The sequence below is a fragment of the Pseudomonas moorei genome, assembly GCF_042846945.1.
In the GTDB taxonomy this organism is placed as follows: Bacteria; Pseudomonadota; Gammaproteobacteria; order Pseudomonadales; family Pseudomonadaceae; genus Aquipseudomonas; species Aquipseudomonas moorei.
This window is the reverse complement of record NZ_AP035776.1, coordinates 3,498,063-3,521,388: the sequence shown is the minus strand read 5'-3', so window position 1 is coordinate 3,521,388 and position 23,326 is coordinate 3,498,063. Positions and strand designations below refer to the sequence as shown.

28 protein-coding genes and 1 pseudogene are annotated in these 23,326 nt (G+C 61.6%); 11 read left to right on the top strand and 18 right to left on the bottom strand.

Going from position 1 to position 23,326, the window contains the following annotated elements; all coding sequences use genetic code 11:
* The 6 genes and pseudogenes from ACGJAX_RS16545 (at position 1) to ACGJAX_RS16520 (ending at position 3,398) form a co-directional block, all read left to right on the top strand.
* A complete protein-coding gene (locus ACGJAX_RS16545) occupies positions 1-918 on the top strand; it encodes an EamA family transporter (protein WP_390955404.1) in 918 nt (305 codons plus the stop codon).
* 84 nt (positions 919-1,002) lie between these two features.
* A complete protein-coding gene (locus ACGJAX_RS16540; protein WP_090319393.1) occupies positions 1,003-1,677 on the top strand; it encodes a glutathione S-transferase family protein in 675 nt (224 codons plus the stop codon).
* Between the two features lie 29 nt (positions 1,678-1,706).
* Entirely contained in the window at positions 1,707-2,033 is a 327-nt protein-coding gene (locus ACGJAX_RS16535) for an antibiotic biosynthesis monooxygenase (protein ID WP_390955403.1), read from the top strand.
* A 247-nt stretch (positions 2,034-2,280) separates the two neighbouring features.
* Positions 2,281-2,472: an antitoxin gene (locus ACGJAX_RS16530; protein WP_248914154.1), complete on the top strand. Its 192-nt coding sequence runs from the start codon at positions 2,281-2,283 to the stop codon at positions 2,470-2,472.
* Positions 2,462-2,730: pseudogene (locus ACGJAX_RS16525) on the top strand (type II toxin-antitoxin system RelE/ParE family toxin). Before ACGJAX_RS16530 ends, ACGJAX_RS16525 begins: the two are co-directional and overlap by 11 nt.
* Positions 2,731-2,825: 95 nt before the next feature.
* A complete protein-coding gene (locus ACGJAX_RS16520) occupies positions 2,826-3,398 on the top strand; it encodes a hypothetical protein (protein ID WP_390955402.1) in 573 nt (190 codons plus the stop codon).
* A gap of 3 nt (positions 3,399-3,401) precedes the next feature.
* Here ACGJAX_RS16520 and ACGJAX_RS16515 read toward each other — a convergent pair whose 3' ends face one another.
* The 3 genes from ACGJAX_RS16515 to ACGJAX_RS16505 all read right to left on the bottom strand — a co-directional run bounded on the left by ACGJAX_RS16515 (position 3,402) and on the right by ACGJAX_RS16505 (position 6,364).
* On the bottom strand, positions 3,402-4,118 hold the full coding sequence (locus tag ACGJAX_RS16515; RefSeq protein ID WP_390955401.1) for an alpha/beta hydrolase-fold protein: 717 nt from the start codon (positions 4,116-4,118) through the stop codon (positions 3,402-3,404).
* Between the two features lie 149 nt (positions 4,119-4,267).
* A complete protein-coding gene (locus ACGJAX_RS16510) occupies positions 4,268-5,380 on the bottom strand; it encodes a succinylglutamate desuccinylase/aspartoacylase family protein (protein ID WP_390955400.1) in 1,113 nt (370 codons plus the stop codon).
* A gap of 201 nt (positions 5,381-5,581) precedes the next feature.
* Entirely contained in the window at positions 5,582-6,364 is a 783-nt protein-coding gene (locus ACGJAX_RS16505) for an ABC transporter substrate-binding protein (protein ID WP_090319378.1), read from the bottom strand.
* A 333-nt stretch (positions 6,365-6,697) separates the two neighbouring features.
* Between ACGJAX_RS16505 and ACGJAX_RS16500 the strand changes: the two genes are divergently transcribed.
* On the top strand, positions 6,698-7,342 hold the full coding sequence (locus ACGJAX_RS16500; protein WP_390955399.1) for a type 1 glutamine amidotransferase: 645 nt from the start codon (positions 6,698-6,700) through the stop codon (positions 7,340-7,342).
* Between the two features lie 98 nt (positions 7,343-7,440).
* On the opposite strand, the gene ACGJAX_RS16495 is transcribed toward ACGJAX_RS16500, so the two are convergent.
* On the bottom strand, positions 7,441-7,875 hold the full coding sequence (locus ACGJAX_RS16495; protein ID WP_390955398.1) for a rhodanese-like domain-containing protein: 435 nt from the start codon (positions 7,873-7,875) through the stop codon (positions 7,441-7,443).
* A 101-nt stretch (positions 7,876-7,976) separates the two neighbouring features.
* On the opposite strand from ACGJAX_RS16495, the gene ftrA reads away from it, so the two are divergent.
* Positions 7,977-8,951, top strand: coding sequence for a transcriptional regulator FtrA (gene ftrA / locus ACGJAX_RS16490; protein ID WP_390955397.1), 975 nt, complete (start codon positions 7,977-7,979; stop codon positions 8,949-8,951).
* A gap of 46 nt (positions 8,952-8,997) precedes the next feature.
* Here the strand turns inward: ftrA and cobF are convergent, their stop codons facing one another.
* Positions 8,998-9,753, bottom strand: a complete 756-nt coding sequence (gene cobF, locus ACGJAX_RS16485) for a precorrin-6A synthase (deacetylating) (protein ID WP_247254306.1) — start codon at positions 9,751-9,753, stop codon at positions 8,998-9,000.
* Positions 9,753-10,322, bottom strand: coding sequence for a histidine phosphatase family protein (locus ACGJAX_RS16480; RefSeq protein ID WP_247254305.1), 570 nt, complete (start codon positions 10,320-10,322; stop codon positions 9,753-9,755). Before ACGJAX_RS16480 ends, cobF begins: the two co-directional genes overlap by 1 nt.
* Before the next feature lie 550 nt (positions 10,323-10,872).
* Between ACGJAX_RS16480 and ACGJAX_RS16475 the strand changes: the two genes are divergently transcribed.
* The 3 genes from ACGJAX_RS16475 (at position 10,873) to ACGJAX_RS16465 (ending at position 14,003) form a co-directional block, all read left to right on the top strand.
* On the top strand, positions 10,873-11,889 hold the full coding sequence (locus ACGJAX_RS16475) for an arginine N-succinyltransferase (RefSeq protein WP_390955396.1): 1,017 nt from the start codon (positions 10,873-10,875) through the stop codon (positions 11,887-11,889).
* A gap of 61 nt (positions 11,890-11,950) precedes the next feature.
* Complete coding sequence (gene astA, locus ACGJAX_RS16470; RefSeq protein ID WP_390955395.1) at positions 11,951-12,985, top strand: arginine N-succinyltransferase; 1,035 nt, start codon at positions 11,951-11,953, stop codon at positions 12,983-12,985.
* A 148-nt stretch (positions 12,986-13,133) separates the two neighbouring features.
* On the top strand, positions 13,134-14,003 hold the full coding sequence (locus ACGJAX_RS16465; RefSeq protein ID WP_090319354.1) for an oxaloacetate decarboxylase: 870 nt from the start codon (positions 13,134-13,136) through the stop codon (positions 14,001-14,003).
* A 268-nt stretch (positions 14,004-14,271) separates the two neighbouring features.
* On the opposite strand, the gene ACGJAX_RS16460 is transcribed toward ACGJAX_RS16465, so the two are convergent.
* From ACGJAX_RS16460 to ACGJAX_RS16405, 12 genes are read right to left on the bottom strand one after another with little or no spacing between them, the layout of a single operon-like run.
* Positions 14,272-15,135: a CsgG/HfaB family protein gene (locus ACGJAX_RS16460; protein WP_090319270.1), complete on the bottom strand. Its 864-nt coding sequence runs from the start codon at positions 15,133-15,135 to the stop codon at positions 14,272-14,274.
* A 30-nt stretch (positions 15,136-15,165) separates the two neighbouring features.
* On the bottom strand, positions 15,166-15,582 hold the full coding sequence (locus ACGJAX_RS16455; RefSeq protein ID WP_090319267.1) for a curli assembly protein CsgF: 417 nt from the start codon (positions 15,580-15,582) through the stop codon (positions 15,166-15,168).
* Positions 15,579-15,968, bottom strand: coding sequence for a curli production assembly/transport protein CsgE (gene csgE, locus ACGJAX_RS16450; protein ID WP_090319264.1), 390 nt, complete (start codon positions 15,966-15,968; stop codon positions 15,579-15,581). Before csgE ends, ACGJAX_RS16455 begins: the two co-directional genes overlap by 4 nt.
* Complete coding sequence (locus tag ACGJAX_RS16445; protein WP_090319261.1) at positions 15,965-16,504, bottom strand: type II secretion system protein; 540 nt, start codon at positions 16,502-16,504, stop codon at positions 15,965-15,967. Before ACGJAX_RS16445 ends, csgE begins: the two co-directional genes overlap by 4 nt.
* Complete coding sequence (locus ACGJAX_RS16440; protein WP_047530667.1) at positions 16,479-16,853, bottom strand: type II secretion system protein; 375 nt, start codon at positions 16,851-16,853, stop codon at positions 16,479-16,481. Before ACGJAX_RS16440 ends, ACGJAX_RS16445 begins: the two co-directional genes overlap by 26 nt.
* Positions 16,854-16,857: 4 nt before the next feature.
* Positions 16,858-17,331 (bottom strand): type II secretion system protein, encoded by a 474-nt coding sequence (locus ACGJAX_RS16435; protein ID WP_090319257.1) that lies wholly within the window; start codon positions 17,329-17,331, stop codon positions 16,858-16,860.
* Positions 17,332-17,333: 2 nt separating this feature from the next.
* The gene (locus ACGJAX_RS16430; RefSeq protein ID WP_390955394.1) at positions 17,334-19,166 is read right to left on the bottom strand and encodes a secretin N-terminal domain-containing protein; all 1,833 of its coding nucleotides are present in this window, start codon (positions 19,164-19,166) and stop codon (positions 17,334-17,336) included.
* A complete protein-coding gene (locus tag ACGJAX_RS16425) occupies positions 19,163-19,681 on the bottom strand; it encodes a hypothetical protein (protein WP_390955393.1) in 519 nt (172 codons plus the stop codon). The genes ACGJAX_RS16430 and ACGJAX_RS16425 overlap by 4 nt, the downstream gene beginning before the upstream one ends.
* The gene (locus ACGJAX_RS16420; RefSeq protein ID WP_390955392.1) at positions 19,681-20,229 is read right to left on the bottom strand and encodes a pilus assembly protein PilO; all 549 of its coding nucleotides are present in this window, start codon (positions 20,227-20,229) and stop codon (positions 19,681-19,683) included. Before ACGJAX_RS16420 ends, ACGJAX_RS16425 begins: the two co-directional genes overlap by 1 nt.
* Positions 20,216-20,761 (bottom strand): PilN domain-containing protein, encoded by a 546-nt coding sequence (locus ACGJAX_RS16415; RefSeq protein WP_248914118.1) that lies wholly within the window; start codon positions 20,759-20,761, stop codon positions 20,216-20,218. The genes ACGJAX_RS16420 and ACGJAX_RS16415 overlap by 14 nt, the downstream gene beginning before the upstream one ends.
* Position 20,762: 1 nt before the next feature.
* Entirely contained in the window at positions 20,763-21,566 is an 804-nt protein-coding gene (locus ACGJAX_RS16410) for a hypothetical protein (protein WP_090319241.1), read from the bottom strand.
* A complete protein-coding gene (locus ACGJAX_RS16405) occupies positions 21,547-23,253 on the bottom strand; it encodes an ATPase, T2SS/T4P/T4SS family (protein WP_390955391.1) in 1,707 nt (568 codons plus the stop codon). Before ACGJAX_RS16405 ends, ACGJAX_RS16410 begins: the two co-directional genes overlap by 20 nt.
* Positions 23,254-23,326 lie beyond the last annotated feature (73 nt).

Sequence of the window (23,326 nt, the reverse complement as noted above, 5' to 3'; positions counted from 1 at the left end):
ATGACCACGTCTCGCGTCCGTACTGCTCACGCCGCCACAGCGGTCGGCGTGATTGCGATCTTCCTCTGGTCCTGCCTGGCGTTGTTGACCACCCTCACCGAAGGCATCCCCCCCTTTGAACTGCTGACACTGAGTTTCGGCGTGGCCTTTGCCGCGAGCCTGATGATTCTCGGCCGTCGGGGCCTCAGTGGTTTCAGGAGCTGGCGCCAACCCTGGGCTGTATGGGCGACGGGCTTTGTCGGCATTTTCGTTTATCACGCGCTGTATTTTTTCGCGCTCAAATCCGCGCCAGCGGCCGAAGCCAGTCTGATCAACTACCTGTGGCCACTGTTGCTGGTGCTGCTCTCGGCGTTTGCCGCCGGAGAAAAACTGCACAAGCGACAGGTGCTCGGCGCGGTGCTGGGCCTGGCCGGCACGGCCTTCATCATGCAACAACGCGGCACGGAGACGTCCGCCGCCACGCCCTTCGCCGGCTACCTGGCGGCGTTCGGCTGTGCAGTAATCTGGGCCGGATACTCCGTGTTCAATCGACGATTCAGCGAAGTGCCCAGCAGCACCATCGGCGGCATCTGCGGCATGTCCGCAGCAGCGGGGCTGGTTTGCCATTGGGTGCTGGAAACCACTATTTGGCCGAATGCGAGCCAATGGACAGCCATTATCGTCCTGGGCCTTGGGCCGGCGGGGCTGGCGTTCTTTGCCTGGGACCACGCGACCAAACACGGCAGTCTGCCCACGCTGGGGGCGCTGTCTTACCTGGCGCCGCTGATTTCCACCGTGCTGCTGATTCTGGTCGGGCGCAGCCATGCCAGCCCGATCCTGATGATCCCCGCCTTACTGATCATTGCTGGCGCGGTGATCGCCACGTCGCAACCCATCGGTAAAGCCCCTGCAACACCTTCGATGGTTTCGCACGACTAGAGCAAAAACCTCGTACGTCATTCGAACGGGTTTCATCCAACATCAGCCTCAGTTCACAACCCACCACTGACTGAGGCCTACATCATGAAATTCTTTTTCCACCCTTCGCCCAACCCGATGAAAGTCGCCCTGCTGCTCGAAGAACTGCAAACGCCTTATGAATTGATCGGCGTCGATACCTTCAAGGGCGAGCAACATCTGGCGGACTTTTTGGCGATCAACCCGAACGCCAAGGTGCCAGCCCTGGTCGATGGCGACGCCACGGTTTTCGACTCGCAAGCGATCCTGCTGCACCTGGCGCAAAAACATCAGCGCTTCCTGCCCACCACCGCTGCCGGCAATGCCGAACTGCTGTCGTGGCTGATGTTCATCGCCACCGGCCTCTCGCCGTTCTCCGGCCAGGCCGTGCACTTTCTGCACCACGCACCGGAAGACCTGCCTTACGCGAAAAACCGCTACCTCAAGGAAGTCGAGCGTCACTACCGCGTGCTCGACCAGCGCCTGGCCAATCACCCGTACCTGGCCGGCGACACTTACAGCATCGCCGACATGGCACTCTGGGGCTGGGCCAATTACGCGCCGTACATCCTGGGCGAAAACGGCCTGGCAGCCTACCCGAACGTGAAGCGCCTGTTCGATGAAATCAGCGCCCGCCCCGCAGCCCAGCGTGCTCACGGCCTGAAAGGGCAACTGGTGCTGAAAGCGGAATTCGACGAAGAAACCCGCCGCAACCTGTTCCCGCAGAACCAGGCTCAATAACCCGCTCCCGACGTTCGAAGGTGATGAAAATGAGTGATCAAGTCGCGTTTATCGTTTACCTGCCCGCCAAACCGGAACGTTTCGCCGAAACCAGGGAACGCCTGCTGGACGTTGTGCACCAGATGTCGGCCGAGCCGGATTTCGTCAACACCTGGGTGCACCAGCTCCAGGACGACCCGAACACCCTGGTGCTCTACGAAACCTGGAATTGCAGCAAGGAAGACTTCATCACTTGCCACCTGAGCAAGCCCTACCGTCAGGCGTATGAAAAACTGCTGCCGGAGTTGCTGGCCGGGGAGCGTCGGATCGAGTTTCTGGAGGTGATCAAAAGCTATCCGGTGCGCCGGGAGGCTTGACTGCGCCAGACCTTGTGGCGAGGCCCCCACCATGTACTGGCTTCATCCCCCTGCGACGGATGATTCGTAGAACGAACAGGGAAATTTCCGACGGCATTTCAAGGTTGGCCGTCGGAAGCCCGGGAACTACGATTTGCCCGGGCGGGAGTCGTCAACCGGCACCTTGGCAAGGTGTACTTCATCCAGACAGCAACGACAACTCGCCACACACCCATTAGACTGACAAGCATTGATTCCGGAGGCCACCATGAGCGCCGAACTTTCCCCCATCGTTTCAGAATTCGAAACCGAAGAGCAGGCCGCCAGCTACGACCGTTGGTTCCGCGCAAAGGTGCAGGCTTCATTGGATGATCCACGCCCAAGTATCCCGCACGATCAAGTGATGGCTGAAATGCGAGCCCTTATCGAATCGAAGCGCAACAAGCGCGATGCTGGTTGAGTGGCGGCCTGAAGCGCGGGCCGAACTCTGGCAAATCCTTGATTACATTGGCGAACGTAACGTGGCAGCAGCGATCGACCTGTCCCAAGCCATCGAGACTGCGACTTCAGCCCTTCCTGAACACCCCTATCTCTATCAATTTGGCCGAGTGCCCGGTACCGGGAAATTGTTGTGCACCCCAACTACCTGGTGGTTTATCAAGTAACGGATCGAATCGAGATCGTGAGCGTTTTACACGCCAGGCAGGAATACCCCTGACCATCAGTGACCGTCCGTTAGTCCGCACTGGAACCCGCCATAACCTCCATGGGATGATCGCCGCCCCATCGCGCGACCATCCCTGGAGATTCCGAATGTCACTGTTGAGTAAAAAAGCCGTTGTTCTGTTGCTGGCAGCGGCGGCCAGTCTGGGGGCTTTGAATGCGCAGGCCGCCAAGGCCACTGCCAAGGAGACGGCATCGACGCAGAAAGTCTCGATGCTCGGCGGCAAGTTCACCTTCACCCTGCCCAAGGGCTTCATCGCCAACCCGCTGCCGACCAGTCCCACCGGCGCGAGCGGCACCATGTACAGCAACGAAACCACCAAGACCGTGGTGATCGCTGCTGAAAACAGCCTGCCGGAAGGCGTCCAGGTCAAGGACAACGACGGTGCATTTCTCGACGGCACCGTGGCCGACTTCGACGCTGCCCAACGCAAGGCCCTGCCGGATTACAACAAACTCAGTGAAAAAAGCCTGACCCTGAAAAGTAACGGGCTGGGCTTGCGCCAGGTCGACAGCACCGCCACCCAGGGTGGTGGTCAGACCCTCAATACGACGTTGATGGCAGCGTCCGGCAGTCACATGACCGTGGTCCAGGTGATTTCCCGTCCCGGCGACATGGCTGCCCACGAAAACCTGATCAAGCAAATCGTCAGCGGCAAATGAGCATCAAGGATTGAGCCGCTGCAACCAGGCACTCAAGTCCTGCACCTCGTCGGCGCTGATGTTGTGGCCAACGCCTTGGTAGGCATGAAACTCGGGTTCGAGTGACATGCTCTTGAGCAGACGCTCGGCGTCGGTGCCGTCACTGAACGGCAGACGTTTATCCGCCGTGCCATGCCCGATGAAAATCGCCAGTGACTGGCGTTTTTCATCCGGCTGCAGCTCGGACTCGAGCACCGGCAGAATCCGCCCGCTCAACGCCGCGATCCCGCCCACCGCGTCGGGGTGGCGCAGGCCGACCTCATAAGACATGATCGCCCCTTGGCTGAACCCCACCAGAAACACCTTGTCAGGCCCGGTGTGATATTTCGTCGCCGCCTGGGCGATGAAGTCCAGGAGCAATTGAGCGCTGGACTTCAGATCATCGGTTTCGCCGTTATAGGCACCCTCGCCCTTCTTGCGAAACCACTGGTAACTGCCCTCTTCCATCACCATCGGCGCACGGACCGACAGGTAGGTGTATTGCGCGGGCAAGTCGTCCTTGATGCCGAACAGATCCTGCTCGTTACTGCCGTAACCGTGGAGGAAAATCACCAGGGGCTGATCGCGGGAGTCGATGCTGGCCTGCTCCAGGTACTTGAGCGGCAGATCGGTGTGCAACGGGGTTTGAGCGTGGACAGCGGCGGACGCCAGCAGCGTGAGCAGAGCAAGAAATCTCAACATGGACCTTCCTTCACAGTGCGCAGGATTCGGGACAGAGCCTAACATCTCTTCCCGGCTACGCACTCCCCTGTAAAAGCGTTGGCTGGCCAACGATGGCGATCTCAACGACCCCATCACTGGCAAGCCAGCGCCTGCCGAGGTGAATCGGCTCAATCGTTGATCAGCTTGCCCGCCCGAATCGGATCGCGCCCGGCGACTTTCGCCTGCCAGGTACCCGGTTGGGTGTAACGTCCGCGGTCGATGGCGAACAACACGCCGCTGGTGCCGGCGCGAACGGTGGTGACCTTGTCGTTGAGCGGGTCGACCACTTCAAACAGCGCGTCGCCCTTCTCCACCCACTCGCCGGCATCGCGCAGGAAGCTGACCACGCCGTGATGCGGCGCGAACAGGTATTCAGTGCCTTCGAACGGCATGCCTTCACAGCATTGCGCCGGCGCCGCTGGCCAGGTGCCCTTGATGAAGCCCTGTTCGGCGAGGAAGCCGAGAATAGCCTCGCAATTGGCTTGGGCCTGATCGACGCGAGTGTCGCCCATGCTGCCCAGCTCCAGCGTGGTCGCCAGGTTGGCCGGTGGAATGGCCGCCTCGGGGAACGCCCTGGCCAGGCGCAACCACGGCGAGGAACACGACTCGTCGAACGAGCTGCCACCAGAGTCTTCACACAGCAACGCGACGCCGGCCTTCAGGCGCGCGGCCAGGGATTGCCACTGTGGCCAGTGTTGCGGCAGGGCGTAAATGTGAATCGCCGCGTCGAAATCGCAATGCAGGTCCAGGGTGATATCCGCATCGCAAGCATGGCGCAGCAACAGGCGATGCATGGCTTCCAGCTGCGAAGCCGGGCTTGGCAGACTGTCGAGCACCTGCCCCATGGTCTGGCGAATCAGCGCGATGTTGGCCTCGGCATCCCCGCCCAGGCGATCACCGATCAACTGCGCCACCGGTGCGCTGAGCTCGACGAACGAGCGGTTGAAATTCTTGCCGCTGCCCAGCTCGAAGCGGCCCATGTGGCTGCCTTGCAGGTGCTGATCCAGACCAATGGGGTTGGCCACCGGCACCAGTTCGATCACACCTTGCAACTGGCCCTGGCTTTCCAGCTCGGTCAGGCGCTTTTTCAGTTCCCAGGCGGTACGCATGCCCGGCAGCTCGTCGGCGTGCAGGCTGGCCTGGATGTAGACCTTGCGAGTACCCGCGCCATAACGGAACACGCTGAGGGTGCGTTCCGTTCCCAGATGGCTCCAGGGCAGAGAGTGGTTGATGCGTTGCATGGGGCGCTCCGATATCAGCGGCATCAAGATCCCTTGTGGGAGCGAGCTTGATCGCGAAGAGGTCGGCACATTCAACATTGATGTTGCCTGACACAACGCCTTCGCGAGCAAGCTCGCTTCCACAAGAGACCGCGGCCTGATTGCAAATCATAAAAAAATGGCAGCCGCGTCAACGGCTGCCATTTTCCTGGAACGGCTCGGTTATTCCTTGCCGTAAACGTCAAACTTGAAGTACTTGTCCTGCACTTGCTTGTACTTGCCGTTGGCGCGGATTTCGGTGATAGCGGTGTTGAACTTGTCCGCCAGTTCCTTATCACCCTTGCGCACGGCAATACCGGCGCCGCCACCGAAGTATTTCGGATCGTTGTACTCAGGGCCTACGAACGCGAAACCTTTACCGGCGTCGGTTTTCAGGAAACCGTCGTCCAGGTTGACCGAGTCGGCCAGCAGCGCGTCAATGCGTCCCGATACCATGTCCAGGTTGGCTTCCTGCTGGGAACCGTAGCGAACCAGGTCGATTCCGGCCGGTACCAGCACTTCAGTGGCAAAGCGGTCGTGGGTACTGGCGCGCAGCACACCGACTTTCTTGCCTTTGAGTTCGGTCAGCGGGTCCTTCACATCGGTGCCTTCCTTCATCACGAAGCGCGCCGGGGTGTGGTAGTACTTGATGGTGAAATCGACGTTCTTCTTGCGGTCGTCGGTGATGGTCATGGACGACAGGATGGCGTCGATTTTCTTGACCTTCAGTGCCGGGATCAGGCCGTCGAACTCTTGCTCGACCCAGGTGCACTTCACTTTCATCTGTTCGCACAGGGCGTCGCCGATGTCCACGTCAAAACCGGTCAGTTTGCCGTCCGGGGTTTTCATCGAGAACGGTGGGTAGCCGGCTTCGATACCGATACGGATCGGCTTGGCGTCTTCGGCCACGGCGGTCAGGGACAGCATCGACAGTGCCAGGGCACCGAACATCACTAGCTTCTTCATTTATAACTCCTGTGTGCGGAGGCTTTTATTGGCAGCTTTCGATTGTCAGCTTTCGGTCGGTAGCTTTTGGCTGGTAAAAACCGAAGTGGCCGGCAGTCTAGAGTGGCTTCAGGAGGGCAAATTGTGCTGAAGCGACAAATACTTACAGAAAAGTGGCCACAGGAAAGAAGGCCATTGTGGTGTGCGCCATCGCGGTGCAAAGACTGTCAGATAATCCGCCAATTCGGAAAATACCTACAAGGAATTGACTGTTTTCCGACCCAAGAGTCGCGCTGGCGACACAGCACTTTTTGCGGCACATTGGCCGCCCACCCGCCCCTGAAGAGATGCGTGATGCCTTCCTTGAATCTGATCCAGCACCATCCCGCCGAAGGTCCCGGCGCTATCGCCCTGTGGGCCGAATCCCGTGGTGTGACGCTGAACGTTTTTCGCGCCGACCTGGGTCAACTGCCGCCCGTGAGCGCCGCGCCGCTGATTTTGCTGGGCGGGCCTTTCGAGTCCAACGCCGGTCCGGCATGGCTGGCGGCCGAACGGCAGTGGCTGGCAGCCAGCCTGGACCAAGGCGCGGCGGTGTTCGCCATTTGCCTGGGCGCCCAATTGCTGGCGTTGAGCCTGGGCGGGAATGTGCGGCGCATGGAGCGTACCGAGACCGGATGGACCACCGTGCACTTCGTCGACGGCCGGAGCCTGAACGTGCTGGAGTGGCATGAAGACGCCATCGACCTGCCGGCGAATGCGCAGTTGCTGGCCAGCAGCGAGCAGTGTGAACAGCAGATGTACCGCGTCGGGCCGACGCGGCTGGGCCTGCAGTTTCATCCGGAGTGGAATGCCGAATCGGTGGCGGTTCTGAATAAGCATTTTGCGGATGAATCGCCATTGCCGCGGGGTCAGCAGGACAGCGCCGCCCATGCAACCGTATTCGAGTGGTTGCAGGGGACGCTGGATGGGTGGTGGGAGGCATCTTCAGGCACACGCTGAACCGGTGAACCGGAGTACGCGATCGTCAAAAGAATTGAGTCGACTGATTTGGGGCCGCTTCGCGGCCCAGCGGGAGCAAGCTCCCTCGCCACAGTTGATCAGCATTCACACCCTATCGTCGCTTTGGCTGGACGTTGCACTGTGACGCTCAATTCAAACCCCTCATCCAGCCACCCGGTCACACCACCGATCATCTCTTTGACCGGATAACCCAGCGCCGCCAGTTTCACCGCCGCCTTGTTCGCGCCGTTGCAGTGAGGGCCGGCGCAATAGACCACGAACAGGGTGTTTTTCGGGTAAGCCGCCAGGCCTTCAGCACTGAGCAAGCGCCCTGGAATATTGATCGCACCGGGTACATGCCCGCGCTCGAACGCCAGCGGCCCGCGCACGTCCAACAGCGTGAAATCAACTTCGCCAGCGGCCTGACTGCCATGGACGTCGGAACAATCGGTTTCGAACGTCAGGTGATTGCTGAAGTGCATCAGGGCAATGGCCGAGGGGGCGGCGGGAATTTCGCGAACCAGGCTGGTCATGGGCAGTACTCCTAAGTGTCGTTGGGTGTGAGCAGACTTTATCCGCCGGCCCATTCTCGCTAAAGTGGCGCACAAGACACTCACCGGGAATTTTCCGCCAAATGCAACCCAACCCTGGATTGGTCGCCATTCTGGCCTACGACGGCCTCTGTACATTCGAGTTCGGCATCGCCGTCGAAATCTTCGGCCTGGCGCGGCCGGAGTTCGAATTCCCCTGGTACGAGCACAGCATCGCCGCTGTCGATCAGGGCCCGATGCGCGCCATGGGTGGCATTCAGGTGTTGGCCGACGGCGGCCTGGAACTGCTCGAACAGGCCCGGACCATCATCATCCCCGGCTGGCGTGATCGTCAGGCAGCGGTGCCCGAGGCATTGCTCACCGCCCTGCGCCAGGCCCATGCCCGGGGCGCACGGCTGCTGTCGATCTGTTCCGGAGTATTCGTGCTGGCCGCCACCGGTTTGCTCGATGGTCACAGTGCGACCACGCACTGGCGTTACACCACGGAGTTGGCGGAACGCTTCCCGAACATTCGGGTGGACCCCGATGTGCTGTATGTCGATTCAGGCCAGTTGATTACCTCGGCCGGCAGTGCTGCCGGCATCGACGCTTGCCTGCATCTGGTGGCCCGGGACTTCGGCACACAAGTGGCCAACTCGGTGGCACGGCGGCTGGTGATGTCGCCGCAACGCACCGGCGGTCAGGCGCAGTTCATTCCGATGCCGGTCAGTCCTGCGCCGCGCAGCGATCTTTCCCGCGTCATGCAGTGGGCACGCGAGCGCCTGCATGAACCGCTGGAAGTGCGTGACCTGGCCAGCGAAGCGGCGATGAGCGAGCGGACGTTCCTGCGCCGCTTCACCGAAGCCAGCGGCCAGTCACCCAAGGCCTGGCTGCAACATGAACGCCTGGGCCGCGCCCGCGAACTGCTGGAAAGCACCGATCAAAACACCGAGCAGATTGCCCTGCGCTGTGGTTATCGTTCGGTGGAAAGCTTCCGGGTGGCATTTCGCAGCGTGATCGGCGTACCGCCGTCGGTGTATCGGGAGCGCTTTGGGCGCGGGGTCAAGGCCCTTTCTTGAGGTGGCCTTGCGGGCCACGAAGCGGCCCGAACAGACAACGTAATGCTCAAGGCTTACGCAACAGATACGTGTCCATGATCCAGCCATTGGCCAGTCGTGCTGCCTTGCGCACCCGTTCGATTTCATCGGCCACGTCCTTGAGCCGGCCGCTGATCAGGATTTCATCCGGCGTCCCCAGGTAGGCGCCCCAGTAAATCTCGGTCTCCTGATCCGCCACCTGACGGTAAGCGTCCTGGGCATCGAGCATCACCACCAGGCTGTCGGCCTCGCTCACCTGCCCGGCGGCGAGGCGCCGACCCGTGGTGATCTCAACCGAGCGGCCAATCTGATTGAGCGCCACCTTGTGCTGCGCCGCCAACGCCTGAACGCTGGTAATGCCCGGGATCACCTCGTACTCGAACGTACAGGCACCTGAAGTCAGAATCGCCTGCAGGATGCGCAGGGTGCTGTCGTACAACGCCGGGTCGCCCCACACCAGGAAAGCGGCACACTCCTCGTCAGTCATTTCCTCGTTGATCAGCCGTTCGAAGATCCGCTGCCTGGCCTGGTTGAGGTCATCGACACTGGCCCGGTAGTCCGCATCATCGCGATCGCGTTCAGGGCTTCGGGCTTCGACAAAGCGGTAGTGGCGATCCGTGATGTAGCGCTCGCAGATATCGCGGCGCAGGTCGATCAGCGTGTCTTTGCTCCGGCCCTTGTCCATCAGGAAAAACACGTCGACCGTGTTCAACGCCTTCACCGCCTGAATGGTGATGTAGTCGGGATTGCCGGCACCGATGCCGATGACCAGTAGCTTTTTCATCAACACCCTTCCTCGAGGTCGGCTCCCGCCAGGCGAAGTCGCCAGCAACCCTGGAACCTCAGTTCGACGGTCGACAGCGGCTCAACATCTATCAGATTGAACGCTGAACCTTGCAGCACATGCGTCAGCGCGGCGCGGATGACAAACGGATGCGTCACCGCGACCACTTGACCCGGTGTCGCCTGCAGTGTGTCCAGCCAGGCCACCACGCGTTCAGTCACTTGACTCACCGATTCACCACCGTGAGGCGCCGAATCGGGGTCGGCAAGCCAGGACTGGAGCCGTTCGCCTTCGTTTTTTTGCACATCGTTGATTCGCTGACCGCTCCAGCGCCCGAAATCGCAGTCCCGCAGGGCCATGACCACGTCTGCGGCGCTCCCGAACAGTTCGGCGGTCTGCCGGGTACGCTCTTCCGGGCCGCACAACAGTCGCGCATGCTTGAATCGGGCACCACGAGAACCCCGCGCCGATTGCCAATCCATTTCCAGGGATTCGTTCGTGGGAAATCGCGCCAATTTCTGTGCGACGGTTCGAGCGTGGCAGATCAGGGTCAAACGGGTCGCCTGCACAAAGGTTCACTCTGTCGATGGAAAGTCAGTACGGCGCCTCGCCGTCGATGGTTGTGCAATTGTGCCGCAAGAAAGATTGCCTTGTGGGCCTTTCACTTCGTATTAAAAGCCATTTCCGGCTTGTTTATAGGCAATGCCCTACAAGATGTCCTGACATCCATGTAGCCACCGCCGTACGGACATTTCGCCCTGTTTTCGTGCGTTGAAAAACCCCTCGAAAATTAACTAGACATGCAGTGCGCCTTAAATAAATACTGCTTTCAACGGACTATTAATCCCCCATCCAGCAGGAGCCCGGATGCCTTCTTTCAAAGACCCGAACATCGATTCCCGTCTGGACAGCCCACCGTCCACACTCAAAACACCATGCAATCTGATCAATCCCTGCCGCCGTAATGACCCGGGGTTGATAGCGCGCGCGGCCAACCTCGAGTAGCGACTGAAGACAGTGCGGACCTGGCAAGGCAACCGCCGATTCAATGCGTGGAAACCGACAGCGATAGTCAGGTTCGGTGCAAGCCGCCGGGCCTTTTGATACAGGAGTGCATCCATGCTGGTCTTGCGTCCAGTGGTGTTAACCGACCTGCCCCAATTGCAGCGACTGGCTCGCGAAAGCCTGGTAGGCGTCACGTCCCTGCCGGACGACAGCGAACGCTTGCGCGATAAAATTCTCGATTCCTGCACGTCGTTCGAGCAAACCGTCCAGAGCCCGGGTCCGGAGAATTACTTCTTCGTGCTGGAAGACTCGACGACGCGGCGTCTGGCGGGCTGCTCGGAAATTGTTGCCAGCGCGGGGTTCAGTGAGCCGTTCTACACCCTGCGCAACCGCCACTTCAACAGCGCTTCGCGGGAGCTGAACATCGAACATGGCGTGCCTGCACTGTCGCTCTGCCACGACCTCAACGGCCACACCTTGCTACGCGGCTTTCATATCGATCCACAGCTGGTGCGCACGGCCTATTCCGAATTGTTGTCACGGGCGCGACTGCTGTTCATCGCCGCCCACGCGCCGCGCTTTGCCGACGCGGTCATCACCGAAATCGTCGGTTTCAGCAGCGATGACGGGCATTCACCGTTCTGGGATGCCGTGGGCAAGCACTTCTTCGATTTGCCCTATGTCGAGGCCGAGCGACTCTGCGGACTTGAGAGTCGTGGGTTTCTCGCCGAATTGATGCCGCAGTACCCGATCTACGTGCCGATGCTGCCCCAGGCCGCGCAAGACTGCATCGGCCGAATCCATCCCGATGGCCAGGAGGCCTTCGATATTCTCGAGCGCGAAGGCTTCGAAACCAACAGTTATGTCGATCTCTTTGACGGGGGCCCGACGCTCCATGCGCGCACCCGTGGCATCCGCTCCATCGAGCAGAGCCACATCGCTGAAGTGCGGACCGGCTCAGCCATCGACGCCCGTGGCCGCTATCTGGTGAGCAATGACTCGCTGGAAAACTACCGCGCCATCGTCGCCGAACTGGACTACAGCGCCGGGCAGCCGGTGACCCTCGATGCCGCGATGTGCACGGCCCTGAAGGTGAACGAAGGCAGCCTGATCCGGCTGATTGCCTTGTGATCATTGTCCATGGTCGCGCCCAACGACGATGCCCCGGCAAGCCCGCAGAAGGAGTTGCAGCATGATTGTTCGTCCGGTCCAGCCGACCGACCTGCCCGCCTTGCTCGCACTGATCCGGCAGACCGATTGCGGATTGACGTCGCTGCCGGCCAGCGAAGAGCGCCTGAACCATCGCTTGCGCTGGGCGCAAAGAACCTTCGCCGAACAAGTCGAGCGCGCCGACGCCGATTACCTGTTCGTACTCGAAGACGACGACCAGCAGGTGCTGGGCGTCAGCGCCCTGACCGGAGCCGTGGGCCTGCGCGAACCCTGGTACAACTATCGGGTCGGGTTGACGGTCAGTTCATCACCGGACCTGGGTATCGAGCGACACATCCCGACCTTGTTCCTGAACAATGAAATGACCGGTCAATCGGAACTCCGCTCGCTGTTCCTGCGGCCCGATCGACGCCAGAGCAGACACGGCCGGTTGCTGTCCCTGGGACGCTTGCTGTTTGTGGCCGAGTTCCCACACCTGTTCGGCGACAAGCTGATCGCCGAACTGCGCGGCCGTGCCGACGAACAAGGCTGCTCACCCTTCTGGGACAGCGTCGGCCGCCACTTTTTCAAGATGGACTTCAAGCACGCCGATCACTTGTCGGGGTTGGGCAACAAGGCGTTCATCGCTGAACTGATGCCACGCCAGCCGCTGTACACCTGCCTGCTGACCGAACAGGCCCGGGCGGTGATCGGCAAGCCTCATCCGAAGACCGAGCCGGCGCTGAAGATCCTCAGCGCCGAAGGTTTTGCCCACAAGGGCTACATCGACATCTTCGACGCTGGCCCGGTGATCGAGTCCGCCGTTTCGAGCATTCGCCTGGTGCGCGACAGCCAGTTACTGGAGCTGGCCATCGCCCCCCTGGACGACCAGGCCCCGATGTGGCTGATCCACAACCGTCGCCTGGAAAACTGTCGCATCACCGCCACTCCGGCGCGCCTGGTGGATGAGCGCCTGATCGTCGACCGCCTCACTGCCAAGCGCCTGCAACTGCAACCCGGCGACTCGGTCCGTGCCGTCCCCTTGCACCCGCAACAGCCACAGGCGGTGGCAGCGTAAGTGCCTGCCTGCTCACCACCAGCTGAGCGCCCATCCGCCATCGCCGACAAATTCGTCATCATTCTCGACTGCCCCGCGTGATAGCCTTTTACATCTTCGGCGTTGACACTTTTGCTCAAGCCCTTCCATTTCCATTGGTGGAACTCATATGTCCAGGCTTTCTCATCAAGATTTACGCCGCAACTTTCGCCAACTGTTCGCTTCCAACACCTGCTATCACACGGCGTCGGTCTTCGACCCGATGTCGGCGCGCATTGCGGCCGACCTGGGATTTGAAGTCGGCATTCTCGGTGGTTCGGTCGCGTCGTTGCAGGTGCTCGGCGCCCCCGATTTTGCCTTGATCACCCTCAGCGAGTTCGCCGAACAGGCCACCCGCATCGGCCGTGTCGCCCAATTGCCGGTGATCGCCGACGCCGACCATGGTTACGGCAACGCCCTCAATGTCATGCGCACCATCGTCGAGCTCGAACGTGCCGGCGTGGCGGCCCTGACCATCGAAGACACCTTGCTGCCGGCGCAATTCGGCCGCAAGTCCACGGACCTGATCACCGTTGCCGAAGGCGTCGGCAAGATTCGCGCGGCACTGGAAGCCCGGTGTGACTCGGAAATGGCCATCATCGCCCGCACCCACGCAGGGATTCTGCCGGTACAGGAAATCATCAGCCGCACCAAGCAATACCAGGCTGCCGGCGCGGATGGCATCTGCATGGTGGGCGTGAAGGATTTCGACCACCTGGAACAGATCGCCGAACACCTGAACGTACCGCTGATGCTCGTGACCTACGGAAACCCGTTGTTGCGCGACGACAAACGCCTGGCCGAACTGGGCGTGCGTGTCGTCATCGACGGCCACGGCGCCTACTTCGCCGCGATCAAGGCCACCTACGACAGCCTGCGCGAGCAACGCCAAATCTTCACCCAGGCCGCCGACCTGAGCGCGACGGAACTGACACACACCTATACGCAGCCGGCGGAGTACATTCGTTGGGCTGAAGAGTTCATGCACGTTAAAGAGTGAGGGTGAGCAAACGCTAATTGCGTGAAACCCCATCCCCTGCTCGCGATGGACATCGACGATGACGCAGGCTGTCTGATTGCCCGTGTTGCCCGGACGTTCATCGCGAGCAGGCTCGCTCCTACATTGGATAGGGTGCACCTGCGGGTGATTGGTCGGCTGTCAGGCCGCCTTCGCTGCGGTGCGGCGCCCCGATAAGCCAGCTCCCACAATAGACCGGGTACACCTTCCCACAGTCGATAGGGCTACACCTGCGAGCAACCACCCAACCTCACTCCCCCTGCCCCTCAGGATCCACCTTGTTCTGCGTCAGGTAGCGATCCAGCGTCGCATTAGTGTCCGGCGAATTGTCCCCGGCCACCTGCCACAAACGCCGCTCAATGCCCTGGGCCAGCAAATGCCCCACCGCCGCCTCGATCGCCGACAACACACACAACTGCGCCGGTTCGTTGGTGGTGTAGCCCACTTCAGCCTCAAGCAACTTCTTGAACTCGATGAACTTGAACACCCCGGCACTGCGGCCCACGGAGTAGATGGTCTTGCTGGTCATCACGTTGGCCAGCACCTGCCCGCTGCGCACGTCCACCGCCCGCAGGTTGACCGTGACCTGATCCACGCGATACTCCCGGGAAATGTCGATGCCCAGGTAGCGCGCCCCTTCCCCGCCGCTGCGCACGTTGGTGTCGTAGGCGATAATGCCGCCCTCGAGCATCATGTTCGCCGCCTGCAATGGCGGCAGCTCGCCCTGAATGTTCACCGGGGTGTTCGGCTTCTTCTGCGAGGCGCGGATGATCTTGCGCTCGGTCAACAGGTTCTGCAGCCCTTCACGCTCCAGCACCACAAACCAGCCACTGGCCTGCAAGGCGTCCATCAGCATGCTCGCCGCGCCCTGGGTCACGCTGGTGGAAAAAGAACTGGCCGGGGTCGGCTTGTACTGCCCGGTCTGATCGCGGAAACCATAGACCACGGCCATCAACCGGCCCTTGGGTCGTGGCATGTTCAACAAGTCATAGTAGGTCGAGGCCCTGGGGGTCAGGGTCGGGGTTTCGGTGTCCTGCTCGGCCGACATCGGCTCGCGCAGACCGCACCCTTGTAATGCCGCCAACATCAGCCCCAGCACAATTATTTTTTTCATGTCCCTAACTCCCCATCGACCCAATCCCTATCAGTTCAGGCCATTCACCTTGATTTCCGAGAGCTCGCCAGTAGCCCGGTCGGTCACTTCAATCGTCAATTGCCCTGAGTCGTCGACGACGTTGACGATAAAGGCGTCGGTGGACAGGCTTCCCGTATTGCCGGTGGAAATGTTGTCCAGCAGTTGCCCCAGCAACCTCGATTGCAATTGACTGCTGAACCGCTCCAGGGCCGATGTCCCGGCCACGGTGGTGCGATCCTTCAAGTCCGGGTCGTCGTGGTCGTTTTGCGCCTGAGCGTTGTTGAGCAGCCAGGTGCCGTTCAACGGGTTGCCGCCAAACGACGGGTTGATCGGCGTGTACACCAGTTCGGTGGCCTGGACCAACCCACAACTTCCCAGCCCGAGCAACCAGAGCCCGAGGTGCCGCGAGACAGTGTTCGTTTTCATAGTTCGTCCCTCTCAAGGTCCGTGGTGTCCTGCAACAAGGCTTCCAGCTTGCGCTGGACAACCTGCCCGCGTACCCAGTCGGCGGCGGCATAGGCGTCGTCCTTGAGGTCCACGGTGTTCGGCGGCAGGAAGCGCCGGTAAACCAAACGCTGTTGATATTCCACGGTCACCAGGCTGCCCCAGCGAGCCGAAGGCCGTTCGCGTACCACCAGGTTGAAATCCATCGGGCTGGTGGCGCGCAGGCGTTCACTGAACGCGTAGTAAAAGTCGTGGCCGATGTGCGAGATCGTGTCGTCGACGATGAAACCGAGCATTTCGTCCTCCTCGCCGGCCGAAGCGACAGCGCTGCTCAGCAGCAGGATCAAGGCCAGGCACAAGCGCTTCATGGCTGCAACGCCTGAGGGGCTTTGCTCTGGCCTTTGGCCGGCCCCGAGCTGCCATCGAGGAAGGCCTTCTCGGCGACAAACTGCCAGTCCTTGTAGCTGGCCATGCCGTTGAAGTCCGACCACTGGCTGGGGAAATTCGCCTGTTTCAACGGTTTTTCCGTGGAGGCGCTGCTAAGGCCGGTGATGCGCCCGTCGAAGCCGCGCATCAGGGCCCACTCGCCGCCGCCGATCGGGTCCGGATACAGCTGGCGCAGATGGTGTTTCGGGTTGGGAAAGCGCTCGTCCTGCAGCAGGTCGGCGAGTTCTTTGGGGTACTGGGCCACACCGGGCGAACTGCGGTAATAGCTGCGCAAGGCCTGGGCGTACTGCGTGCCGACCCATAGCAACTGGCGTTCACGGTCGCGGCGCGAGGCGGTGGCCCACATCTCGCCGGCACTGGCCAGGCCCATGCCCATCACCATGATCAGCAGCAGCACACCCAGGTAGGTGAAACCGCCCTGCGCAGCAGGCTTACCACTCGGAATAGAGGCTGCCATCACGCGCCCTCCCGGTGGCTCCGCTCTTGATATCGGCCACACCGCCCTGTACGCCATCGGGCGGCGCGACCAGGACCCAGGCGTCCTTGCGTTCGGCAATCGGGTCCATAGGCTGGTTGCGCAAGTAGCGCTGCTCGACCATTTGCTCGATGGAATCGGGATAACGCCCGGTGTCGCCGTAATAGTGATCGAGGGCTTCGCGCATGGCCGAGAGGCTCTGGCGCAGGGTGGTCTCTTTCGACGCTTCGAGGCTGTTGAAATAACGCGGCAAGGCAATGGTCATCAGGGTCGCGATGATTGCCATGACCACCATCAACTCCAACAGGGTAAAACCCTTTTCCCGGCGCATAGATTCACCACTCCCGGTAAGCGATGCCATTGAGACCCTTGCCCCGGGCCTTGGAGTAAACGTCGTAGACGTCTACACCCTCCCGTGGGTTTTGAGCCGTGCTGTCATAGGCGCGCAAACCCCAACCACCGTCGTCGTCACGCTTGCTCGGAGCCAACGGATCGTGGGGCACCCGCCGCAGGAAATAGAACTTCGCCCCCTTGGCGCTGCGCACGTCACGCACGCCCTCCACCAGCACTTTCAGGTTCGGCGGATAGCCGCTGCTGTCGAGGGATTTTTCGATGTAACCGGCGTCGAACGCCCGTTTGTAGGCGTCGATGGCATCACGGATCTGGTACAGCGCGGTGCGCAGTTCCTGCTCTTTGCCCCGGCGCACCACGGTCTCGGTCAGCGGCGCGGCCAGGCCGGCCAGAAGGCCGACCAGGGCGAGCGTCACCACGACTTCGATCAGGGTAAAACCGCGTTGCGAGGCGTTCATGATCAAGGCTTCCCGACGGTTACGGTGGTCGCGATCGGTGCACTCATGCCATTGGCGCGAACCTCTTCGACTTCGACCTTCGAACGGTCCGGCGCCTGGATGTGCATGCTGGTTTCGGTGCCGGTGCTGAACTCCATGTCCGACGGGCTCTGGTACGGCAGGTTGCGCACGATCCTCGGGGTGATCGACAGCACCAGCTCGGATTTGCTGATGTCGTCCTTGTTGCTGCCGAACAGGCGGCCCAGGCCCGGGATGTCGCCAAGACCGGGGATCTTGTTGCCGGTGCTGCCATGGTCGTTACGCACCAGGCCGGCGAGGATCTGGGTTTCGCCGTCATGCAGACGCAGTGTGGTCTGGGCGTTACGGGTATCGACCTGGACCGGGATGGTGCCCTGGCGGGTCGGCTCCAGCGGCGTGGCGTTACTGACTTCCAGGGCGACCTTGATCGCCACCTCGTTGTTCAGGTGCACGGTCGGCTGAACTTCCAGCTTCAAACCGACGTCGAGGTAAGTCACGCTTTCGGTGATCACCGGTCCCTGGGTCGAAGGTACCGAGGTGGCGCTGATGATCGGCACCCGCTGACCGATGTGAATGCGCGCCTGTTCACGGTTGCTTACGCGGATCACCGGGCTGGCCAGGGTATTGATGTCCTTGTCCTGGGCGTTGATCTTGGCCTGTGGCGAAGGATTGATGGTGATCCGGCTGGAGTCGATGCCCTTGAGCTGATCGAGAATGGTCACGGGCGAGCCGTCGCCGTTGACCACGCCAAAGGTGTTGGGCCATTGCAGGCCGAGGTCGAGGATGCGCTGGCGGGCGACTTCCATCACTTCCACTTCCAGCACCACCTCGGGGTTGGACTGATCCTGGGATTGCAGGAGTTTTTCCGCCATGCGGATGGCGTCCCCGGTGTCGCGCATGGTCAGGGTATTGAGGCGCTCATCGACGAACACGTCGCGGGTCTTGAGCATGGTCTTGACCATGTTCAGCGCCGTGTTGGCATCGATGCTGGTCAGGTAGAAGGTGCGCATCACCAACTCCTGGTAATCCTTGAGCTTCTGCGGCGAATCCGGGTAGATCAGCAGGGTGTTTTCGTTCACCACTTTCTGATGCAGCTGGTTCTGTTGCAGCAGCAGTTCCACGGCGTCTTCGATGCGCACGTCACGCACGAAGATCGTGGCTTTCATGTCCGGGCGCAGGTCCTTGTCGAAGATGAAGTTCAACCCGGCGACCTGGGACAGCACCTCGAAAATGGTCTTGAGGTTGGCATCGCGAAATTCCAGGGTCACCGGCCGGTCCAGGCGGGTCCGCAGTTGCGGATAAGGCACCACGTTGCGGCTCTGCACCAGGCGGATATTGCCTTGCAGTTCCAGGGCGCCTTCGTTGTTCGGGTCCAGTTCGAGGATCTGTTTGACCTGGCGTTCGGCGCCATAGATGTCGCCGCGACGCAGGTCGCCACGGGCCAGTTCGAGTTTTTCGTCGAGGCTGCGCATGTGCTCCAGCTGACGCAGCGCGTCCTGCGCCCGACGGTTGTTCGGCTCGATGGTCAACACCCGGCCGTACGCCATGCGGGCCGAAGCGAAATCACGCTGGGTGCGATCCATGTCGCCCTGGGTCAGCAGCGCCGTCACCGCCCGGGCGCGACCGTGATTGAGCGCCAGGTGCAGCTCGGTATCACGAGGGTTTTCCCGCAAGCCCTCCTCGATCCTGGCCAGGCCCGCTTCGTATTGGCCCGACTCCATCAGTTGGGTCGCCTCTTCCTTGGCAATCTGTGCCGAGCTGCACGCCGCCAGACCTGCACAGAGACAAAAGCTCATCAGCAAACGGGATTTGTTCATTGCGCGCTCCCCACAGACAGCGTCTGGGACAAATGCAGAGGCAGATAGACCAGGCTCAGTTCCCTGTCGGAAATCCCCTCGATCTTCCATGTTTCGTCGATCACATCCCCTTTGCGTACGACGTATATTTTTTCGCCGTTCTGCAAGAACACTTGCAGGTCGCTGCGATCATCCAGCCGACCAATGAACTGGAAAGGCAAAGCCGGTGCAGTAGGGGCCTGGACCACCGGGGCGACGTTGACCGCTGTTTCAGTGACGCTGGCGAGTGTCGGCGCCGGTTTCCAGCTGCGGGCGGCGAACAGATCGCCGGCCGGGCTCAGGTCCTTGATGGCGCTCGACACACCAGCGGCCTGGGTGGCTGATGACGCGCCACGGGCTTTGCCTTTGGTCGGCGTGGCCACTACGGCCACGTCAGCCCCAGTGTCGTCGGCCGATTTGAAGTAATCGGGCAACCAGGCCAGCGCCGCCGCCACGGACAAGAACGCTACCCAGCCCACTGCGCGTTTGCTGTTCATCATGACCTCGACAGGTAAAGGGTCATGCGGATCCGCCCGGTCAGGTCGGTGTCGGCGATTTTCTTGCGCTGGAACTCCACGTCCTCCAGCACCACCGCCGGCAACTGGCCGAGCAAGGCGTGCAGGAAGCGCCGCAGTTGCGGGTAGCTGCCCCGCACCGGCAGCAGGATCTGATAGCGCGCCAGGTGGGTTTTCGGATCGATGCCCAGGGAATACTCACCCCGGGCCAGGGTGATGCGTTCCTGGGCGGCCAGCGCGTAGATTTTGTCGATGGCCACGGTGGCCTGGGGCTGGGTCGGCAACTTGCTGCGGAAATCATCCAGCTGCCGTTGCGGCACCACCGGCGCGGCCACCGTGCCGTCCTCGACCCTGGCCAGGTATTCGCTGGCTTCGCGGGTCTGCTGGCTGAGCTGCTGCACGGACTGCCAATCCGGCAACAGCCCGGCCAGGCCATAGGTCAGCGCCAGCACCACCATCGCCAGCCCTGCCAGACCCGGCACGCCGAGGCTTTGCAGGTACTCATGGACGATCAATCTAGGGATTTGCATCGCCAATCTCCCAGGTAGCCGACAAGTTGAATTGCACCGGGTGTTCCGGCACGTTGGCGACGATTTCGTGGCTGAGCAGCGACACGTCGGACAGCTCGTCGCTGGCTTCGAGGCGGCGGTGAAAGTCGAGCATGGCGTCCAGATCCCGCGCCTCGGCGCTGATCCGCACCTGGCCCTTGCGGGCATCCGGGGTCAGGGTCAGCAAGGCAATGTTGTCCCGGGGCATGGCTTCGAGGGTGGCGAACAACTGCTCCCAGGGGCGGCGCAATTGCTGGGACACCTTGCGCATCTCGGCCAGGTTCTGCGCCTGTTCGCGGGTTTCCGCCGGGGTCAGGCTGACCTTGCTGCCCGTGTCGCCAGTGAGCACGCGCTGGGCGGTCTGCAGGTGACCTTGCTGTTGTTCGGCCTCCTCGCTGAGGTGTTGCTGGATCACGATGCAGGTCAGCACCAACACCACACCACCGGCCAGCAGGCTCCAGCCCAGCGTGCTCGCGCGACGACGCGGTTGAAAGTCGAGCATCAGGGCGCGCATGTCAGGCCACCGCCCGAGACATGACGTACAGGCAATCGTGTACGGCTGTCCGGTCCTCTTCGAGGGTGCGCAGGTGCACACCGGGAACGTCGGGGTGTGAGTCGATACGGGCCGGCGCATGCAGGTAAACGTTCAGCGGCCGTTCACTGGTGGAGGCCTGCAACTGGCTTTCGCGACCGATCAGGGCAGTCAGCGCGGCATCGCTGTCACTGCTGCCCACCGAGCGCACCGCCGCCCAGCGCCCTTCGCGCGCCAGCAGCAACACGCTGCGCACCGGCTCGGCGACCACGAACAGGAAGTCCCCGGCGTCGAAGCTCTTGTCGAAATGATTGAACGCGGCCATCAGGTACGGCTGCACCGAACGCAGTTTCAGGCCGCGACCGCTGACCAGCGTGCGCAGGCGTTCGAGCAAGTCCTGCGGCAATGCGCTGGCGATGCGGTCGTAGCCGGCCGGTTCGGCCGAGAGCACCAGGCTCCAGGGTTGGCTCGGTACGCCGTAGAGGTCTTCGAAGCACAGTTGGGCAAACCCGCGCAGTTCTTCGGGGCTGCTGATCTGATCGCTCCAGGGCACCAGGCAGAACCGGCTGAAGTGCCCGGAGATCACCACGGTCAACTCCGCACCGGCGCGGGCATGTTCGCCCAACAGCCGGTCGAGGGTTTCCAGAGCGACGGCCCAGGCATGAAACCCTTCATCGATGAAGCCGACACTGCCCAGCCAGCGGGTTTCACTGCCCTGGCGCTGGCCGAGGCCGACACCACTGGCACCGAGGACGGCGATATAACGCTCACGAGATAAAAGTGACACGATTGATCTCCTCGAGAGTGGTCCGGCCGTGTTGCACCAGTTCCAGCGCCGACTCGCGCAGCAGGCGCAAGCCACGTTTGCAGGCGTGGGCCTTGATTTTCGAAATGGGTTGGCGCTCGACGATCATCTGCCGCAGTTCATCGTCCAGGTGCAGCAGCTCGGCAATCGCGCTACGACCGCGATAACCGGTGCCACGGCAATGGCCACAGCCCTTGCCGTGCACGAAGTGGTAGTGATCGACCTGCTGCGCATCGAGCCCCGAGGTTTGCAGTTCCTCTTCAGTCGGGGTGTACGCCGTGCTGCAGCTGCTGCAAACCAGGCGAATCAGGCGCTGGGCCAGCACCGCGTTGAGGGCGCTGACCAGGCTATAGGGGTCGATTTCCATCTGGGTGAAGCGACCGATCACGTCAAACACGTTGTTGGCGTGAATGGTGGTGAACACCAGGTGCCCGGTGAGTGCCGATTGCACGGCGATTTGCGCGGTGTCGGGGTCGCGGATTTCCCCGACCATGATCTTGTCCGGGTCGTGGCGCAGGATCGAGCGCAGGCCACGGGCGAAGGTCAGGCCTTTCTTTTCGTTGACCGGGATTTGCAGCACGCCCGGCAGCTGATATTCCACCGGGTCTTCAATGGTGATGATCTTGTCCACACCGTGATTGATCTCGGTGATCATTGCGTACAGCGTGGTGGTCTTGCCGCTGCCGGTGGGGCCGGTGACCAGCACCATGCCGTAGGGTTCGGCCGCCAGCCGGCGCAGCTGGCGCAGGGTTTCGTCTTCGAAGCCCAGGGCTTGCAATTGCACGCCGCAGACCTTGTCCGCCAGGTCCTGTTTGTCGAGCACCCGCAGCACCGCGTCCTCGCCGAAAATGCTCGGCATGATCGACACCCGAAAGTCGATCTGCCGCCCGCTGATACCGATCTTGAAGCGACCGTCCTGGGGCACGCGTTTTTCGCCGATGTCCAGTTCGGCCATGACCTTGACCCGGGAAATCACCTGTTCGGCGAACTCGTTGCCCTGGATCTTGCTGATGTTGTTCAGCACCCCATCGATCCGGTACTTGATCACCAGCCCGCTGCCGGTGGTGCCCAGGTGGATGTCGCTAGCGTGCATTTTCAGCGCGTCGTACAGGGTCGAGTTGACCAGTTTGACCACCACGCTGGAGTCTTCGCTGATGCTGGTCAGGGACAGGCTTTGCAAGTTATCGATTTCGCCACCGGCGTCGGCCTGGGCGTTGAGCGATTCGACCGCGTGGAAGCTCTCTTCGTGGCGCGCCAGGTAGGCTTTCAGGTCGTCGGCATGCACCAGGTACAGCGGCGCGCCGTGCAGGCAATCATCGATCCAGGCCAGGCGGGCCGTGTCGAAGGGGTCGGCGAAGACACCGATGACCGCCTCGTTGTGACGCAGCAGGGTGAATTCGCGCTTGAGGCATTGGGCCAGGGTGACCCGGTCGAACACCGGGGTGGCTTGAAACAGGCTGTCAGTGTCGAGCACCGGATAATGCAGGGTCGCGCCGAGGCACTGGATGAAGGGCATGGGGGCCAGTTCGCTGAGCTCCCCGAGGGCGTCCAGGATCCGTTCACCGGAACTGGCGGCCAGCGCCCGCGCCTGGGCTAATTGCTCACTGGAAAAACGGCTGGGTAGAGACTCCGACGGCAACGGCTCGACAACAAGGGATAGACGGTCCATGGCTTGCTCTCCAACGCCCGGGGCTTTGAGCCCTGTCGGCGCGGCGAGCTGTTTCGGCGGGGGCCGGAACCTC